A 17,004-nucleotide genomic window follows, 5' to 3' on the forward strand; every position below is an offset into this window, starting at 1 on the left:
CGAGGGGGCGTGACCGGCCCGATTGTGTGAAGACACGGGCGGGTTGAGGCGCCGCGCGTCCGTCGGGCGTGCGCCCCGGGCGGCGCCCGCGCGGCGCCTGACGCGTGCCGGGCCGGGTACTGCGGCAGGATGGACACCATGCCGAACCGACTGGCGCACGAGACGTCCCCCTACCTCCTTCAGCACGCCGACAACCCCGTGGACTGGTGGCCCTGGTCGGCGGAGGCCTTCGAGGAGGCCCGCAAGCGGAACGTGCCCGTGCTGCTCAGTGTCGGCTACAGCAGCTGTCACTGGTGTCACGTCATGGCACACGAGTCCTTCGAGGACCACGAGACCGCCGAGTACCTCAACGCGCACTACGTGAGCGTGAAGGTCGACCGCGAGGAGCGCCCGGACGTCGACGCGGTCTACATGGAGGCCGTACAGGCGGCGACCGGGCACGGCGGCTGGCCCATGACCGTCTTCCTCACCCCGGACGCCGAGCCGTTCTACTTCGGCACGTACTTCCCGCCCGCCCCGCGCCAGGGCATGCCGTCCTTCCGGCAGGTGCTCCAGGGCGTCCACCAGGCGTGGGAGGAGCGGCGGGACGAGGTCACCGAGGTCGCCGGGAAGATCGTCCGCGACCTGGCCGGGCGGGAGATCTCCTACGGCGACGCCCAGACCCCCGGCGAGCAGGAGCTCGCGCAGGCGCTGCTCGCGCTCACCCGCGAGTACGACCCGCAGCGCGGCGGATTCGGCGGGGCGCCGAAGTTCCCGCCGTCCATGGCCTTGGAGTTCCTGCTGCGCCACCACGCCCGCACCGGTGCCGAGGGCGCCCTGCAGATGGCGCGGGACACCTGCGAGCGCATGGCCCGCGGCGGCATCTACGACCAGCTCGGCGGCGGCTTCGCCCGCTACTCCGTCGACCGCGACTGGATCGTGCCGCACTTCGAGAAGATGCTGTACGACAACGCCCTGCTGTGCCGGGTCTACGCCCACCTGTGGCGCGCCACCGGCTCGGAGCTGGCCCGCCGGGTCGCCCTGGAGACCGCCGAGTTCATGGTGCGCGAACTGCGCACCGCCGAGGGCGGCTTCGCCTCCGCGCTGGATGCCGACAGCGACGACGGAACGGGCAAGCACGTCGAGGGCGCGTACTACGTGTGGACGCCGGAGCAGCTGCGCGAGGTCCTCGGCGAGCAGGACGCCGAACTCGCCGCCCAGTACTTCGGCGTGACCGAGGAGGGCACCTTCGAGCACGGCCAGTCCGTCCTCCAACTGCCGCAGCAGGACGGCCTGTTCGACGCCGGGAAGATCGCCTCGATCCGGGAGCGGCTGCTGGCGAAGAGGGCCGGGCGTCCCGCGCCCGGCCGGGACGACAAGGTCGTCGCCGCCTGGAACGGCCTCGCGATCGCCGCGCTCGCCGAGACCGGCGCCTACTTCGACCGGCCCGACCTCGTCGAGGCCGCCCTCGCCGCCGCCGACCTGTTGGTCCGGCTGCACCTCGACGAGCAGGCCCGGCTCACCCGCACCAGCAAGGACGGCCACGCCGGCGCCAACGCGGGCGTCCTGGAGGACTACGCCGACGTGGCGGAGGGCTTCCTCGCGCTGGCGTCCGTCACCGGGGAGGGCGTCTGGCTGGAGTTCGCCGGGTTCCTCCTCGACCACGTCCTGGCCCGCTTCACCGACGAGGAGTCGGGCGCCCTGTTCGACACCGCCTCCGACGCCGAGCGGCTGATCCGCCGCCCGCAGGACCCGACCGACAACGCCGCCCCGTCCGGCTGGACCGCGGCGGCGAGCGCCCTGCTCGGCTACGCCGCGCACACCGGGGCCGAGCCCCACCGCACCGCAGCCGAGAGGGCTCTCGGCGTCGTCAAGGCGCTCGGGCCGCGCGTGCCCCGCTTCATCGGCTGGGGGCTCGCCGCAGCGGAAGCCGCGCTGGACGGGCCGCGCGAGGTCGCGATCGTGGGACCGTCCCTCGACCACGAGGGCACGAGGACCTTGCACCGCACGGCACTGCTGGGCACCGCGCCCGGCGCGGTCGTCGCCGTCGGCGCCCCGGACAGCGACGAGTTTCCGCTGCTCAGCGACCGTCCGCTGGTCGGCGGTGAACCGGCCGCGTACGTCTGCCGTAACTTCACATGCGACGCCCCGACGACCGACGCTGAAAGGTTGCGTGCGGTCTTGAGCGGCTGAAGTCGGGAATCAACGGAAACACGCTCTTTATCTGAACAGCCCCCAGGCTTCACAGTTCCCCCCTAATCTCTGCACAGTGCCGTGACAGATGAGGTGACCGTTACGGCGGGGGGTTCTGGGATCTGGGGGGATCTGTTTGCTGACGTCTGTCTTCATCGCTGCCGTTTCACTGGCCCTGTTCTGGATGGCGGCGTTCACTCTGTGGTGGCAGATGCACGCCTGGCGTACGCCGGAAGTGCTCGCCTCCACGCGGTTCAGCAGTCCGGACGGGGACGAGCACGTCTCCTTCTCGCTGCTGCTGCCGGCCCGGCACGAACAGGCGGTGCTGGACCACACGATCCAGCGGCTGCTGGAGTCGAGCCACACCGACTTCGAGATCATCGTGATCGTCGGGCACGACGACCCGGAGACCACCGCCGTGGCCGAGCAGGCCGCGGCACGTGATCCACGGGTCCGTGTCGTCGTCGACACGCACGAGAAGAAGAACAAGCCGAAGGCCATGAACACGGCCCTGCCGCACTGCCGCGGCGATGTCGTCGGTGTCTTCGACGCGGAGGACCAGGTCCACCCCGAGCTCCTCGCCCACGTCGACCACGCCTTTCGCACCACCGGCGCGGACGTCGTCCAGGGCGGGGTGCAGCTGATCAACTTCCACTCCAGCTGGTACAGCCTGCGCAACTGCCTGGAGTACTTCTTCTGGTTCCGCTCGCGGCTCCACCTGCACGCGCAGAAAGGTTTCATTCCGCTCGGCGGCAACACCGTCTTCGTCCGCACGGACGTCCTCAGGGAAGCCGGCGGCTGGGACCCGAGCTGCCTCGCCGAGGACTGCGACCTGGGCGTGAGGCTCTCCAGCGTCGGCAAGAAGGTCGTCGTCGCCTACGACTCCGACATGGTGACCCGGGAGGAGACCCCGGGCTCGCTGATGTCCCTGCTGAAGCAGCGCACCCGCTGGAACCAGGGGTTCCTGCAGGTGTACCGGAAGAAGGACTGGAAGCAACTGCCCACCCTCGGGCAGCGGTTGCTCGCCCGCTACACCCTGATGACGCCGTTCATGCAGGCCTTCACCGGCCTGATCATCCCGCTGAACGTGGCGATCGCGCTGTTCCTGGACGTGCCGGTCGGCATCGCCTTCATCACCTTCCTGCCGGCCGTCACCGCCCTGGTCACCTTCGTCTTCGAGATCGTCGGACTGCACGACTTCGGCAAGCAGTACGGGCTGCGCGTGCGGTTCGGCCACTATCTGAAGCTGATCGTGGGCGGCCCCTTCTACCAGGTCCTGCTCGCCGGGGCGGCCGTGCGTGCCGTGTGGCGTGAGCAGCGCGGCCGCACCGACTGGGAGCTGACGAGCCATGTCGGCGCGCATCTCGACGAGACGGCCGTGAGCCGGCAGGACGTTCCCGTGGCCCGGCAGAACGTTCCCGTGACCCGAGAGGACGTTCCCGCGTGACCTCCACCCTTCCCGCGGTGACCACTGCCAAGGTCCCCGCGCAGCGCCGGCCTGCGCCCCGCACCGGTGCGCACCGGCGCCCGGAGCCGCCGAGCCGGCTGCGCTCCTCCCGCCCCGACCTGCTCCTGTGCGGTGTCCTCCTCGTGGCGATCCTCGTCGTGCAGGGCTGGAACATCGCCGACTACCCGGCCCTCAGCGACGACGAGGGCACCTACCTCGCCCAGGCCTGGTCGGTCCAGCAGGGCAACGGCCTCGCCCACTACACCTACTGGTACGACCACCCGCCGCTGGGCTGGATCCAGATCGCCGTGCTGACCTGGATCCCCGCGCTGATCAGCCCCGAGTCGATGACGGTGGGCACCATGCGCGCCGCGATGCTGGTGATCAGCGGCATCAGCGCGGTCCTCGTCTACGTACTGGGCCGGCGCCTGGCGCTGCCCCGCTGGGCGGCCGCGCTCGGCATGGTGTTCTTCGGCCTCTCGCCGCTGGCGGTCGTCCTCCAGCGGGAGATCTTCCTCGACAACCTCGCGGTGATGTGGACGCTGCTGGCCTTCACCCTGGCCGCCTCCCCGAGCCGCCACCTCTGGCACCACTTCGGCGCGGGGATCGCGGCGGCGACGGCCGTCCTCACCAAGGAGACGATGCTCGTCGTCCTGCCCGCGCTGTTCCTCACCATGTGGCGGCACAGCCACAAGGACACCCGCAAGTTCGCCCTCACCGGAGCCGTCACGGCCTGCGCGCTGATCGGCTTCGCGTACCCGCTGTTCGCCCTGCTCAAGGGCGAGCTGCTGCCGGGCAGCGGCCACGTCTCCCTCTGGGACGGCGTCAAGTACCAGATGACCAGGCCCGGTTCGGGCTTCATCCTGGACCAGGGCTCCGGCTCCTGGGGCGTGCTCCAGTCGTGGCTGTACTACGACAAGATCCTGCCCCTCGGCGGCCTCGCGGGCGCCCTGCTGCTGCTCGTCACCTGGCGCTGGTCCGTCACCGCCCGGGCCCTCGCCGGACCGGCCCTGGCCGTCGCGATCTTCGCCGCGCTGGCCCTGCGCCCGAACGGCTACCTGCCCGCGATGTACATCATCCAGGCCCTGCCGTTCCTCGCCCTCGTCCTCGCCGGAGGAACCGCCTCCGTCGCCCACGCCGTGCTGAGCCGCTGGCGCTCCGAGACGGAGAAACGGTACGTCAGCGTGGGCCGGTACGCGCTCGCCACGGTCCTCGCCCTCGCCGCCGGCGCCTACGTCGTACCGCACTGGTACGACGGCGCCCGCACCGCCGTCACCACCGACGCCAACGCCCCCTACACGGCCGCCTCCCAGTGGCTGGCCACCGAGGTCGAGAACCCGGAGCGCACCCGTGTGCTGGTCGACGACGCACTCTGGCTCGACCTCGTGCACCAGGGCTACCGGCCGGGCCTCGGCGTCATCTGGTTCTACAAGGCCGACCTCGACCCGGCGGTGACGAAGACGATGCCGCGCGGCTGGAAGGACCTCGACTACGTCGTCGCCTCGCCGACCGTGCGGCGTGACGCGGCCGACCTGCCCAACGTCAAGGCCGCCATGGAGCACTCGGCCCCGGTCGCCACCTTCGGCACCGGTGCGGACCGCATCGAGATACGCCAGATCCAGACCACCGCCGGAGGCACGCGATGAGCCAGGAGTCCACCGTCCCCGGCGAGGTCGTCGAGACCGCCGAGATCCCCGAACCGGGCGCCGTCACCATCGTCGTACCGACGTTCAACGAGTCGGCGAACGTACGGCAGTTGCTCCGCCAGATCACCGAGGCCGTGCCGGCCCGGCTGCCCTGCGAGGTCGTCTTCGTGGACGACTCCACCGACGACACGCCCGAGGTCATCCAGCAGGCGGCGCAGGACTGCCCCTTCCCGGTGACCGTCCTGCACCGGGAGGAACCGGTGGGCGGGCTCGGCGGCGCGGTCGTCGAGGGGCTGAAGGCGGCCACGTCCGACTGGATCGTCGTCATGGACGGCGACTGCCAGCACCCGCCGTCCCTCGTGCCCGACCTGGTCGCCACCGGCGAGCGGGCGAACGCCGGGCTGGTCGTGGCCTCCCGGTACATCAAGGGCGGCAGCCGGGCCGGGCTCGCGGGCAGCTACCGCGTCGCCGTCTCGCGCGGGGCGACCTGGCTGACCAAGGCGCTCTTCCCGCGCCGGCTGCACGGCATCAGCGACCCGATGAGCGGCTTCTTCGCGATCCGCCGCAGCGCGGTCACGGCCGAGGTGCTCCAGCCGTTCGGCTACAAGATCCTCCTCGAACTCGCCGTCCGCAGCCGCCCCCGCGCGGTCACCGAGGTGCCCTTCGTCTTCCAGGACCGGTTCGCCGGGGAGTCCAAGTCGACCGCGCAGGAGGGCTTCCGGTTCCTGCGCCACCTGGCCGGGCTGCGCGCCGCCTCGCCGGTCGCGCGCATGGTCGGCTTCGGCCTGATCGGGCTCACCGGCTTCGTACCGAACCTGCTGGGCCTGTGGGCGCTGACCGCCGTCGGCATGCACTACATACCGGCGGAGGTCCTCGCCAACCAGCTCGGCGTCGCCTGGAACTTCCTGCTCATCGAGCACCTGCTGTTCCGCGAGCGGCGCCGGCACCGCCGCTGGTGGGACCGGGCCGGCCGGTTCGCGCTGCTCGCCAACGCCGATCTGGTGCTGCGCATCCCGCTGATCGCCCTGTTCGTGCACCAGTTCCACCTGGGCGTGCTGTCCGCCACCGCGCTCGCGCTGGTGACGACGTTCGTCCTGCGCTTCGCGGCCACCGAAGCGCTGGTCTATCTGCCGCGCCGGGGCACTGACAAGCCCGTGCGGGTAAGCCGTACCGCGAGGAGAGCCGTGTGAACAAGTACCGGAGAAGGACCGCGCTCGCCGGCGTGGGCGCGCTCACGGCCGGCCTCCTGCTGACCGCGCCCCAGCCCGCCTCCGCCGCCAACCTCATCAGGAACCCGGGCTTCGAGACCGCCGGCACCGGCGACATGCCGTACTGCTGGGAGAAGTCCGGCTGGGGCGACAACGACTTCACCTTCACCACCACGACCGACGCGCACAGCGGCGGCAAGGCCATGAAGGTCGAACTGACCCGCCGCGTCGAGGGCGACCGCAAGGCGCTGATCACGGAGTCCGCCGAGTGCGCCCCGGTGGTGACGCCGGGCAAGCAGTACGACCTCGGCCTCTGGTACAAGACGACCACGCCCGACGCGTCGATCACGCTGTTCCGGCACGACGCGACGGCCGGCTGGCAGTACTGGACCGACCTCAAGACGCTGGACCTGGCGGGCGACTGGACCGAGGCCTCGGTCCGCACCCCCGAGGTCCCGGCCGGCACCGACCGCATCTCCTGGGGCGTCTCCGTCTACGGCACCGGCTCGGCCACGACCGACGACTACACGATGGACCAGGTCCCCGACCCGGTCCTGCCGCCGGAGTGCACGGGCACGGCCGAACAGTGCGCGAACGGCACGTGGGACGTGCTGCCCACCCAGAACCCGGTCCGCTCCATGCACTCCGTCGTCCTCCACAACGGCAAGGTGCTGCTGATCGCGGGCTCCGGCAACGACGAGTCGATGTTCGAGGCGGGCACCTTCACCTCGGCGGTCTACGACCCGTCGGACGGCTCCTACAAGGTCATCCCCACACCGAAGGACATGTTCTGCGCCGGCCATGTGCAGCTCCAGGACGGGCGCGTGCTGGTGATGAGCGGCAACAAGGGCTACCCGTCGGGGGACGGCCGCGTCGGCTACCAGGGCTACAAGGACTCGTACATCTTCGACCCGGAGACCGAGACCTACACGAAGACCAACGACATGAACGACGGCCACTGGTACCCGTCGGCGACGATCCTCGGCAACGGTGACGTCATCTCCTTCGGCGGCCTGCGCGAGGACTCCACCGGCTCGGTCACCGCCGAGCTGTTCTCCGAGGCCGAGCAGCAGTGGCAGCCGACCTGGAAGGTCAACCAGACCTGGTCGTACTGGGGCCTGTACCCGTCGATGATCCTCATGCAGGACGGCCGCCTCTTCTACTCGGGCAGCCACGTCTTCGGCAACAACACCCCCGGCACCGGCTCGGCGATCTACGACTACGGCGCCAACACCATCACCCAGGTGCCGGGCCTGCAGAAGAAGGACGAGCGCGACCAGTCGGCGAGCGTGCTGCTGCCCCCGGCGCAGGACCAGAAGGTCCTCACCCTCGGCGGCGGCAACATCGACTCCAACCCGGAGGCGAACCGCCTGACCGACATCATCGACCTCAAGCAGCCCGACCCGTCCTACGTGGCCGGGCCGCCGATCCCGCGGGGCACGGTCGACCTGGGCGACGGCCCGGTGCCGCAGACCGGCGACCAGGGCAAGATGTACCTCTCCGCCGTGCTCCTGCCCGACGGCAAGGTGCTGGAGACGGGCGGCGCACTGCACAACCGTGCCAACCCGGTCTTCGAGACGTCGCTCTTCGACCCCGAGACGGAGACCTTCGACCCGGTGGCCGTCGACCCCGAGGCGCGCGGCTACCACTCCTCGGCGTTCCTGCTCCCCGACGGCCGCGTGATGACCACCGGCGACAATCCGGGCAACGGCTCCTGGAACCACGACGTGTCGGTCTACAGCCCGCCCTATCTGTTCAAGGGCCCGCGTCCGGAGATCACCTCGGTGATCGACACCGAGTGGAACTACGGCGACACCCAGCGGATCACCGTCGACCGGCCCATCGCCAAGGCCGAGCTGATCCGCCCGGCCGCCGTCACGCACTCCTCCGACCCGAACCAGCGGTTCGTGGACCTGCCCCTGTCCGTCGACGGCAACAACGTCGACCTGAACGTGACGAGCAACCCCAACCTGGCCCCGCCCGGCTGGTACATGCTCTTCGCGGTGGACGCGAACGGGGTGCCGTCGGTGGCGAAGTGGGTGCACCTCCGGGGCCCGCAGGCCCTCACGGCGACGGACGCCTCGGCGCATGTCCACGACTTCGCCGACGCGCCCGAGGGCAAGGTCGCGGGGCCCGGCAAGAAGCGCACGTCGCAGAAGGTCAGCCCGACGATCTCCGGCTGCGACCGCCACTACGGCTCGATCAACGTCTGCGTGCCGACCGACTTCCCCGCGGAGGTGAAGAAGTCGACGGCGGCACGCTGTGCGTGGCTGAAGGCGAACGACTACGGCCGGCTGAAGGTCAACGGCAAGGACGACCCGCTGCGCCTGGACCGGAACGGGGACGGGATCGCCTGCGGCAAGGCAGACGTGGGAAGGGGTTAGCTTCCGAACTCGGCGAGGGCGCGCTCCACGATGGCCTCCAACTGCTCGTGGTGCGCGCCCTTCCAGTACGCCCGGCCGCACTCGGCGCACTGCGCGAACACGTCGTACGTCGCGTGCGTGCCGTGCTTGAGCTGGTCGGCGACCTCGTCCTTGGTCGCCTCGCGGAGCAGCCCGTTGCAGGCCGTGCACCGTGTCCAGGGCCGCAGTTCGGGCTGGAAGCGGTCCAGGACGTCCCGCAGCTGCTCCTCCGGCCGGGTGCTGTAGACGAACGCCCCCGCCCACAACTCGCGGCGCCGCAGCAGCCCTCGGTCGCGGCTCAGCATGACCCGCTGCTCGGCCGCCGAGCGAGCGGCCAGCGCCGGGTCGCCGATGTCGGTCGACTCGTAGGCCGTGTCGACACCGAGCAGCCGCAGCCGGCGGGCCAGCGTGCCGAGGTGTACGTCGAGGAGGAAGCGCAGGGGAGCGCCCGGCACCCGCTGGGGGCGGGCGACGGTCCGTACGGTCACCGACTCGCCGGCCGCCGGGACGTGCGAGACGGGCACCTCGCGGCCGTCCACGACCAGGGCGCCCACCTCGGTCAGCGGCACACCCAGCGACTCGACGACGTGGCCCAGGCTGGAGACGCCGTCCGTGGTGGCCCGCAGGGCGCCCGACCGCCGGGCCTGGGGGACGAACACGTACAGCTCGGGGGCGAACTCGACGCGGATCTCGGGACCGTTCACCCGGTCAGGATGTCACGGTGGCGGGCGCCGGCCTCAGGGTTTTCCGGTCGGCAGGCCGTGCTCCAGGACGTCCAGGGCACGGTCGACGAGCTCCCGGATGTCGTCCCGGTGGCCGGTCTCGGCCCAGTAGTGGGAGACCTCCATCAGTCCGCCCATCACGGACATGGCGAAGACCCGTAGCTCCAGGCTGTCGGAGTCGAGCCCGGAGCGCTCGGCGAGGGCCTCGCGGAGCAGCCGGCCGGTCGCCGCCATGCTCTCCATCGTGCGGGCGCGGACGGCGGGGACCTCGACCCCGAGCCGGGCCCGTAGTCGGGTCACCTCGGGTTCCTCGGCGAGGCTCAGGTCGAGGGCCGTGCGCATCACGTGCCGCAGGACGTCGGCCCACGACTCGTCCTCCGGGCGGGCCCGCAGCTCCGCCGGCATCACCGGGTCCCACTCGTCGGTGATGACGATGTCCTCCTTGGCCGGGAAGTACCGGAAGACGGTCGACGGCGACACCTCGGCCCGGTCGGCGATCTGCTCGATCGTCGTGGCGTCGTAACCCTGCTCCTCGATCAGCGCGTAGGTCGCGGCGCGGATCGCCTGGCGGGTCTTGATCTTCTTCCGCTCCCGGAGTCCCAGTGGGGGCCGGTCGGCGGGGGTGACACTGGCCATGAATCGACAGTAACTCTCAGTCATCACCCACTGTCAATTTCACCTCGGGTGCAAAGAAAACGGCCACGGCCCGAAAGCCGTGGCCGGGAAGGTCGGGCGGGTTCTACCCGTGCTGGTACGCCACCAGCGAGATCCCCACGTAGTGCGCGATGAAGGCCGCCAGGGTGAAGGAGTGGAACACCTCGTGGAAGCCGAACCAGCGCGGTGACGGGTTGGGGCGCTGGATCCCGTAGATCACGCCGCCCGCGCTGTAGAGCAGGCCGCCGACGATGACGAGGACCAGGACGGCGATGCCGCCGGTCCGCATGAAGTCCGGCAGGTAGAAGACGGCCGCCCAGCCCATGGCGATGTAGCACGGCGTGTAGAGCCAGCGCGGGGCGCCGACCCAGAAGACGCGGAAGGCGATGCCGGCCGCCGCCGCGGCCCAGATGCCCCACAGCAGCCACTGGCCCTTGGCGGCCGGCAGGAGCAGCATGGTCAGCGGCGTGTAGGTGCCCGCGATGATCAGGAAGATGTTGGCGTGATCCAGGCGGCGCAGGACGCCGTCCATGCGCGGACTCCAGTTGCCCCGGTGGTACAGCGCGCTCACACCGAACAGCAGGCACGCCGTCAGCGCGAAGATCCCGCAGGCGATGCGCCCTCTGGTCGAGTCGGCGAGGGCGGTCAGTGCCAGGCCCGCGACGAGGACGGCCGGAAACATACCGAGGTGAAGCCAGCCGCGCAGCTTGGGCTTCACCGGGTGCGGCAGGGAGAGCGCCGTCGGTCCGCGGCCGTCGGCCGGCGTGTCCGTAGGCGCGTCGGGGGCGAACGCAGTCATGGCCGAATGGTAGCTACGGAACCGTAAGTGACCTATCGGTCCGGCCGATTGGCCGACGAAGAGTGGCCATCCTCTCACTGTGGCCGAACGATGGTTACGCAAACGGACGGTCAGGTGAACCCAAAGTGCACGTAAAGGGGCGCGAGAAACCGTGGCGATCCTCACGTTGCTCACTTGTGCGCTCCTCTGGACAGATGGGCGCGCGCGTCGGATGATCAAATGAGTGCGGTCGGCACCGGATGAGCGCCAAGTTTCACCGTGAAGCATCCGGGTCGCAGCCCCCACGGGGCCTCCACATCAAAAAAATCCCTCATTTAGGAGCAATCGTGGCGCGCGACATCGCGGCTCCCACCGTCCCCACCACCCACCAGGGCCTGAACTCGTGGGTGAACGAGATCGCCGAGCTGACCCAGCCGGACAACGTGGTCTGGTGTGACGGATCCGAGGCCGAGTACGAGCGACTGTGCGAGGAGCTCGTCCAGAAGGGCACCTTCCGGAAACTCGACCCGATCAAGCGCCCCCACTCCTACTACGCGGCCTCCGACCCCACCGACGTCGCCCGCGTGGAGGACCGGACGTTCATCTGCTCCGAGAAGGAGCAGGACGCGGGCCCGACCAACCACTGGAAGGCCCCCGCCGAGATGCGGGAGATCTTCCAGGGCTCCGGGGGCCAGGGCGGCCTGTTCCGTGGCTCGATGCGCGGCCGGACCATGTACGTCGTGCCGTTCTGCATGGGCCCGCTCGGCTCGCCGCTGTCCGCGCTCGGCGTCGAGATCACGGACTCCGCGTACGTCGCCGTCTCCATGCGCACGATGACCCGCATGGGCCAGGCCGTCCTGGACGAGCTCGGCTCCGACGGCTTCTTCGTCAAGGCCGTGCACACCCTGGGCGCCCCGCTGGAGCCCGGCCAGGAGGACGTCCCCTGGCCCTGCAACACGACCAAGTACATCTCGCACTTCCCCGAGGACCGCGAGATCTGGTCCTACGGCTCCGGCTACGGCGGCAACGCCCTGCTCGGCAAGAAGTGCTACGCCCTGCGCATCGCCTCCGTGATGGCGCGTGACGAGGGCTGGCTGGCCGAGCACATGCTGGTCCTGAAGCTCACCCCGCCGCGCGGCGAGTCCAAGTACGTGGCGGCGGCCTTCCCGAGCGCCTGCGGCAAGACCAACCTCGCCATGCTGGAGCCGACCATCCCCGGCTGGACGGTCGAGACCATCGGCGACGACATCGCCTGGATGCGCTTCGGCGAGGACGGCCGGCTGTACGCCATCAACCCCGAGGCGGGCTTCTTCGGGGTCGCGCCCGGCACCGGCGAGCACACCAACGCCAACGCGATGAAGACGCTGTGGGGCAACGCGGTCTTCACCAACGTGGCGCTGACGGACGACGGCGACGTCTGGTGGGAGGGCATGACCGAGGAGCCGCCCGCCCACCTCACCGACTGGAAGGGCAACGACTGGACGCCCGAGTCGCAGACCCCGGCCGCGCACCCGAACGCCCGCTTCACCGTCCCCGCCTCCCAGTGCCCGATCATCGCGCCGGAGTGGGAGGACCCGAAGGGCGTGCCGATCTCGGCGATCCTCTTCGGCGGCCGCCGCGCCACCGCCGTACCGCTGGTGACGGAGTCCTTCGACTGGAACCACGGCGTCTTCCTCGGCGCCAACGTGGCCTCCGAGAAGACCGCCGCCGCCGAGGGCAAGGTCGGCGAGCTGCGCCGCGACCCGTTCGCGATGCTGCCGTTCTGCGGCTACAACATGGGCGACTACATGGCCCACTGGATCGACGTGGCCAAGGACAAGGACCAGTCCAAGCTGCCGAAGATCTACTACGTCAACTGGTTCCGCAAGGACGACGAGGGCAAGTTCGTCTGGCCCGGCTTCGGTGAGAACTCCCGCGTCCTGAAGTGGATCGTCGGACGCCTGGAGGGCACGGCGAAGGGCGTCGAGACGCCGATCGGCGTTCTGCCGACCAAGGACGCCCTCGACACCGAAGGCCTCGAACTGTCCGGCTCCGAGCTGGACTTCCTGCTCACCGTCGACAAGGAGGTCTGGCGCGAGGAGGCCGCCCTGGTCCCCGAGCACCTCAACACCTTCGGCGACCACACGCCCAAGGAGCTGTGGGACGAGTACCGCGCGCTGGTGCAGCGCCTGGGCTGAGACAGCCCCCCACCGACGCCGCGGCCGGCTCCGATCGTGCCCTGACCAGCAACATCGTCACGGCCGACCGCGGTGACAGCACCATGGAGGCAGGGGTTCGCACAACGGCGTGCGGGCCCCTGCCTCCGCCGTTTCCGTCGCGCCCCCTGCTCACAGCCGCTGGCCGTGCGCGGCAGGCTGGAGCAGGACGGTCCGGCGCCCGCCGCGATCGCGCTCACCGCCCCCGAGGAGGCGAGCACGTCCGGCGGCAGCGAGGCGCTGCCCGAGCGGGCCCTGCTCAAGGTCGTACGCGAGGACCGGCTCGGCACGGGCACGCTGTCGTCGGTGACCGTCGCCGCCGACGGCACGTTCACGATCGCCGACGTGCCGCGCACCCGCCGCGAGGTGACCTACACGGTCAGCTGGCCCGGCGACGACCTGCACAACGGGTCGACGGCGTCGGCGGAGGTGTACGTCAGGCGCTGAACCCGCCCGCCGCCGGCCCGCCCCGGTCCTGAAGGTACCGGGTGACGGACTCCTGGCGGCGGGCCTCGGTCTCCCGCAGTCCCGCCGCCAGGCGCTCGGCCTCCTCGCGCAGCAGGTCCAGCTGACGCTCCAGATGACGCTCGGGTGCTTCCGCCCCGGGTGCCAGCCGCGACCACCAGCGGGTCCGGACGAAGGCGTCGACGGACTCCGGCAGGTCCCGGCGCACGGTCCGGGACAGCGTGTGCACGCCCTCCGGATCGTGTGCGAGCAGCTCCGTGGTCCAGCCCGGGTCCAGCAACGCGGCCAGCAGGTCGGTCAGTTCGCCGAGCCGTGCCGTGGTGGCGGGCGGCAGGTCGACGCCGGCCAGGTAGGAGCGCAGCCTGCCGAGGTCCGCGCGCACCTCGTCGAGCTGGGCCGACGGGTCCGGGAAGGCGGGCGGGTCCGGCCGTTCCGGCGGGGCGATCAGCGCGCCCGCCCCGTACAGGCCCGCGACGACGACGGGCCAGTACGGTCCCGCCACGCCCGCGAAGGTCAGGGCGAGGCCCGCGACTCCGCAGGCGCTGCCGGTGATGTTCTTGCGGGATTCCAGGTAGCGGACGAAGCGGTCGGACCTACTGGTAGCCACGGATCTCCTCGAAGGCGCCGTCGAGCGAGCCCTTGCGGGCGTCGAAGAGCCGGCCGCCGGTCAGCTCGGCGATGTGCTCCAGCTCCGCCCGGTCGGAGTCGCCGAACAGGATGGGGAACACCGGGATCTCGGCCCGCTCGCGCGGCAGCCGCTCGTAGAAGTCCTCGAACTGCCCGGCCTCGGCGCCCGTGGTGTTCTCGCCGTCCGTCATCAGCACGATCGACCTGAAGGTGTCCGGACCGGTGCCGAGATGGTCGTACGCCTTCTCCAGGGAGGTGTAGATCGCGGTCTCGCCCTCGGCGGTGAGCCGGGCGGTGTCCGCGCGGATGGCGTCGAGCCCTTGCCGGGGCCGGGCCGGGTCCACGGCGTGGGTCCGTACGCTCTTCACCTGCGAGCCGAACGGCATCAGCGTCACCTCCTCCCGGTCGCGGAAGTCCCCGGTGAGGCCGGTGAGCGCGGTCTTCAGCCGCTTCAGCCGGTCGCCCCGCATCGAGCCGGAGGTGTCGAGGACGTACACCGTGCGGGACGGGCGGCGCAGTTCGTTCTGGTACGAGTCGAGCAGCCCGTCGGCGACGGAACGGCTGCCGGGGAAGGGCAGTTCGCGCCGACGGCCGGTGCCGAGACCGGGCGCGGGCGGGACGGAGGCGACGACGGGGCGGCGGTGGGTGCGGCGGGTGATGTCCCGCTGGGCCTCGGGTGCGCGCAGCGCCTCGGTCAGCCGGCGGACGTCCTCGCGGGTCGCGGCCGGGGTGGAGGCGAGGGTGGAGAGCGGGTAGTCGGCGGTGACGACGCCGTCGCGGGGGCGGATCACGGTGAGTCCGGGGATGCCCTTGAGCACGGACTCGTAGTTCAGCAGCGCGTCGACGTTCCCGCGCCGCTGGTAGGCGGCCGCCAGCCAGCCCGACGAACCCGACGTCAGCTGCTGCCCCCGGAAGAACTCCTTGAGCCGGGGCGCGGCCTCGGTGACGTCGGCGTCGGTGAGGGCGGACTGGGCGCCGGAGAGGGCGGAGGCGACCGAGACCAGGGTGGCGAAGCCGGAGTTGGAGCGGGCCGGGTCCGTCATGCCGTAGGTCAGCCTGCCGTCCCGGACCGCCCGCTCGACCTGGGACCAGGTGACGTCCTGTGGCTTCCAGCCCAGCTCGCGTACGGTGGCCGCCTTCACACCGATGGCGACCGGGCTCGTCATGACGGGTGTCTCCGACAGAACCTTGCGTGCCGCGTCGGGGCGCAGCCGCAGATAGTCGTTGGACGACAGCCACACGGCGTCGTACGTCCCGTCCGCCGCGCCCTTCGCCAGGAGTTCGACGGCGTCGAGGGTGCCCATGTAGGTGGGGCGGACCGTGATGCCGGTGTCCTCGCGGATCCGGTCCAGGACGGGGGTCATGTCGCTGAGCTCGCTGGAGGCGAGGACGCGCAGGGTGCCCGGCTCGGCGGCGCCGGGTGATGCGGACCGGTCCCGCTGCTCGGCCGTGCAGGCCACCGTCAGCACCGTGACCGCGGCGAGGGCTACGGCGAGGCCTCGTCGTCTCATGGCCGTCCTCCCTCCAGCGCGCCCTGCGCCCGGCTCCGCTCCAGATACGTGTTCACCTGCTGGAGTTCGGAGGTCAGGGACTCGACGGTCACCGCCATCGCCTCGGTCGCCTGGACCTTGTAGGTGTCGATCGCGTCGAGCGTGCGGTAGATCTGCTGGAACGCCGACCGCAGGGTCTCGGCCCCGACCGCCGGGTCGGCGGCGATGCGCTGGATCTCGCCGCTCTGCGTGGCGAGCATCTCCGCGTTGCCCCGGATCAGGTCCTCGGTGGTGCCGCGCAGCGCGTTGACCTGGTCGACGACCTTCTTCTGGTTCTCCAGCGCGGAGGCCAGCATCACGGAGATGCGCAGGGCCGAGACGGTCGTGGTGGCCGCGCGGTCGACGCCCTTGATCAGCTCCTCGTTGTTGCGGCGTACGACGTCCATGGCGAGGTAGCCCTGCGCGCACACCGCGAGCTGGGTGAGCAGGTCCTGGTGCTTCTGCCGCACCGGGAACAGCACGTCGGCGCGCAGCGTGTCGGCCTGGGCCGGGTCGGTCGCCTCGACGCCGGCGACGTGCTCCTCGACGGCCGTGTCGAGGGCCTCGGTGAGCACCACGTACTCCTGGAGCTTGCCCATGGTCTCCCACAGCCGGACCCGCTCGGTCTGCAAGGCGGCGTTGTCGCGGCGCAGCTCGTCCTGGCCGCCGCGCAGCGAGCCGACGATCCGGTTGAGGGTGCCCTGCGCGGAGGCGTACTTGGCGACGTGGTCGCGCAGCTTGTTGCCGCCGGGCAGCCGGGAGAGGAACTTGCGGCCCTTGCTCGCCGGGAGGTCGCGCGGGTCCAGGTCCTCGACCACGCGCCGCAGTTCCACGAGCGAGCCCGCGACCTGCGACTGGGCGTCGCCGCCCTGGTCCGGCAGGCTGCGCACGGTGCGTTCCAGCATGCGGTTGGACTGGGCGGCGGCGGACCGCATCTCGCCCGCGCCGAGAGCGGTGATCTCCCCGACCTTGCCGGCGAACTCGGGCGAGCGGGCGTCGAGTGCGGCGAGCCCCTCGACGTAGGCGGCGGCCTTGCGGGCCACGTCCGTGCGGACGGTCTCCTCGACGGGGACGAGCCCGCCCGCCTTCTCCCGGGCCACGGGCGTGACGGGTTCCGGCGGGGTGAGCGTGAAGTCGGAGTCGTTGCTGGTCACGTGCT

The 17,004-nt window shown here is 71.0% G+C and carries 13 protein-coding genes; 7 read left to right on the forward strand and 6 right to left on the reverse strand.

Annotated features, from left to right (window positions below):
• Positions 1-138 precede the first annotated feature (138 nt).
• The 5 genes from ACIBNA_RS01690 to ACIBNA_RS01710 all read left to right on the forward strand — a co-directional run bounded on the left by ACIBNA_RS01690 (position 139) and on the right by ACIBNA_RS01710 (position 8,857).
• Positions 139-2,172, forward strand: coding sequence for a thioredoxin domain-containing protein (locus ACIBNA_RS01690; RefSeq protein WP_399163277.1), 2,034 nt, complete (start codon positions 139-141; stop codon positions 2,170-2,172).
• A gap of 136 nt (positions 2,173-2,308) precedes the next feature.
• Complete coding sequence (locus ACIBNA_RS01695) at positions 2,309-3,619, forward strand: glycosyltransferase (protein ID WP_399163278.1); 1,311 nt, start codon at positions 2,309-2,311, stop codon at positions 3,617-3,619.
• Positions 3,616-5,265 carry an ArnT family glycosyltransferase gene (locus ACIBNA_RS01700; RefSeq protein ID WP_399163279.1) on the forward strand — a complete coding sequence of 550 codons (1,650 nt, stop codon included), beginning with the start codon at positions 3,616-3,618 and terminating at the stop codon, positions 5,263-5,265. Before ACIBNA_RS01695 ends, ACIBNA_RS01700 begins: the two co-directional genes overlap by 4 nt.
• Positions 5,262-6,455, forward strand: a complete 1,194-nt coding sequence (locus ACIBNA_RS01705) for a glycosyltransferase (protein ID WP_399163280.1) — start codon at positions 5,262-5,264, stop codon at positions 6,453-6,455. Before ACIBNA_RS01700 ends, ACIBNA_RS01705 begins: the two co-directional genes overlap by 4 nt.
• Entirely contained in the window at positions 6,452-8,857 is a 2,406-nt protein-coding gene (locus ACIBNA_RS01710; RefSeq protein WP_399163281.1) for a galactose oxidase-like domain-containing protein, read from the forward strand. The genes ACIBNA_RS01705 and ACIBNA_RS01710 overlap by 4 nt, the downstream gene beginning before the upstream one ends.
• Here the strand turns inward: ACIBNA_RS01710 and ACIBNA_RS01715 are convergent.
• The 3 genes from ACIBNA_RS01715 to ACIBNA_RS01725 all read right to left on the reverse strand — a co-directional run bounded on the left by ACIBNA_RS01715 (position 8,854) and on the right by ACIBNA_RS01725 (position 11,050).
• Positions 8,854-9,579: a Mut7-C RNAse domain-containing protein gene (locus ACIBNA_RS01715; RefSeq protein ID WP_399163282.1), complete on the reverse strand. Its 726-nt coding sequence runs from the start codon at positions 9,577-9,579 to the stop codon at positions 8,854-8,856. The genes ACIBNA_RS01710 and ACIBNA_RS01715 overlap by 4 nt on opposite strands.
• Positions 9,580-9,612: 33 nt before the next feature.
• A complete protein-coding gene (locus tag ACIBNA_RS01720) occupies positions 9,613-10,233 on the reverse strand; it encodes a TetR/AcrR family transcriptional regulator (protein WP_399163283.1) in 621 nt (206 codons plus the stop codon).
• A gap of 103 nt (positions 10,234-10,336) precedes the next feature.
• Positions 10,337-11,050: a hemolysin III family protein gene (locus ACIBNA_RS01725; RefSeq protein ID WP_399163284.1), complete on the reverse strand. Its 714-nt coding sequence runs from the start codon at positions 11,048-11,050 to the stop codon at positions 10,337-10,339.
• Between the two features lie 326 nt (positions 11,051-11,376).
• Between ACIBNA_RS01725 and ACIBNA_RS01730 the strand changes: the two genes are divergently transcribed.
• Both ACIBNA_RS01730 and ACIBNA_RS01735 read left to right on the forward strand, forming a co-directional pair.
• On the forward strand, positions 11,377-13,206 hold the full coding sequence (locus tag ACIBNA_RS01730) for a phosphoenolpyruvate carboxykinase (GTP) (protein WP_399163285.1): 1,830 nt from the start codon (positions 11,377-11,379) through the stop codon (positions 13,204-13,206).
• 165 nt (positions 13,207-13,371) lie between these two features.
• Positions 13,372-13,671 (forward strand): hypothetical protein, encoded by a 300-nt coding sequence (locus tag ACIBNA_RS01735; RefSeq protein WP_399163286.1) that lies wholly within the window; start codon positions 13,372-13,374, stop codon positions 13,669-13,671.
• On the opposite strand, the gene ACIBNA_RS01740 is transcribed toward ACIBNA_RS01735, so the two are convergent.
• The 3 genes from ACIBNA_RS01740 to ACIBNA_RS01750 are packed head-to-tail and all read right to left on the reverse strand — an operon-like array spanning position 13,661 to position 16,999.
• A complete protein-coding gene (locus ACIBNA_RS01740; protein ID WP_399163287.1) occupies positions 13,661-14,296 on the reverse strand; it encodes a hypothetical protein in 636 nt (211 codons plus the stop codon). The genes ACIBNA_RS01735 and ACIBNA_RS01740 overlap by 11 nt on opposite strands.
• Positions 14,283-15,827 (reverse strand): substrate-binding domain-containing protein, encoded by a 1,545-nt coding sequence (locus ACIBNA_RS01745; RefSeq protein ID WP_399163288.1) that lies wholly within the window; start codon positions 15,825-15,827, stop codon positions 14,283-14,285. Before ACIBNA_RS01745 ends, ACIBNA_RS01740 begins: the two co-directional genes overlap by 14 nt.
• A complete protein-coding gene (locus tag ACIBNA_RS01750; protein WP_399163289.1) occupies positions 15,824-16,999 on the reverse strand; it encodes a toxic anion resistance protein in 1,176 nt (391 codons plus the stop codon). The genes ACIBNA_RS01745 and ACIBNA_RS01750 overlap by 4 nt, the downstream gene beginning before the upstream one ends.
• Positions 17,000-17,004: the final 5 nt, after the last annotated feature.

It is taken from the genome of Streptomyces sp. NPDC050164 (assembly GCF_044459945.1).
Lineage (GTDB): Bacteria > Actinomycetota > Actinomycetes > Streptomycetales > Streptomycetaceae > Streptomyces > Streptomyces coeruleorubidus_A.

Excerpts from the sequence above, each read along its gene's own strand:
- ACIBNA_RS01705 (WP_399163280.1), top strand. The coding sequence starts at position 5,262 with ATGAGCCAGGAGTCCACCGTCCCCGGCGAGGTCGTCGAGACCGCCGAG.
- ACIBNA_RS01725 (WP_399163284.1), bottom strand. The coding sequence starts at position 11,050 with ATGACTGCGTTCGCCCCCGACGCGCCTACGGACACGCCGGCCGACGGC.
- ACIBNA_RS01690 (WP_399163277.1), top strand. The coding sequence starts at position 139 with ATGCCGAACCGACTGGCGCACGAGACGTCCCCCTACCTCCTTCAGCAC.
- ACIBNA_RS01745 (WP_399163288.1), bottom strand. The coding sequence starts at position 15,827 with ATGAGACGACGAGGCCTCGCCGTAGCCCTCGCCGCGGTCACGGTGCTG.
- ACIBNA_RS01720 (WP_399163283.1), bottom strand. The coding sequence starts at position 10,233 with ATGGCCAGTGTCACCCCCGCCGACCGGCCCCCACTGGGACTCCGGGAG.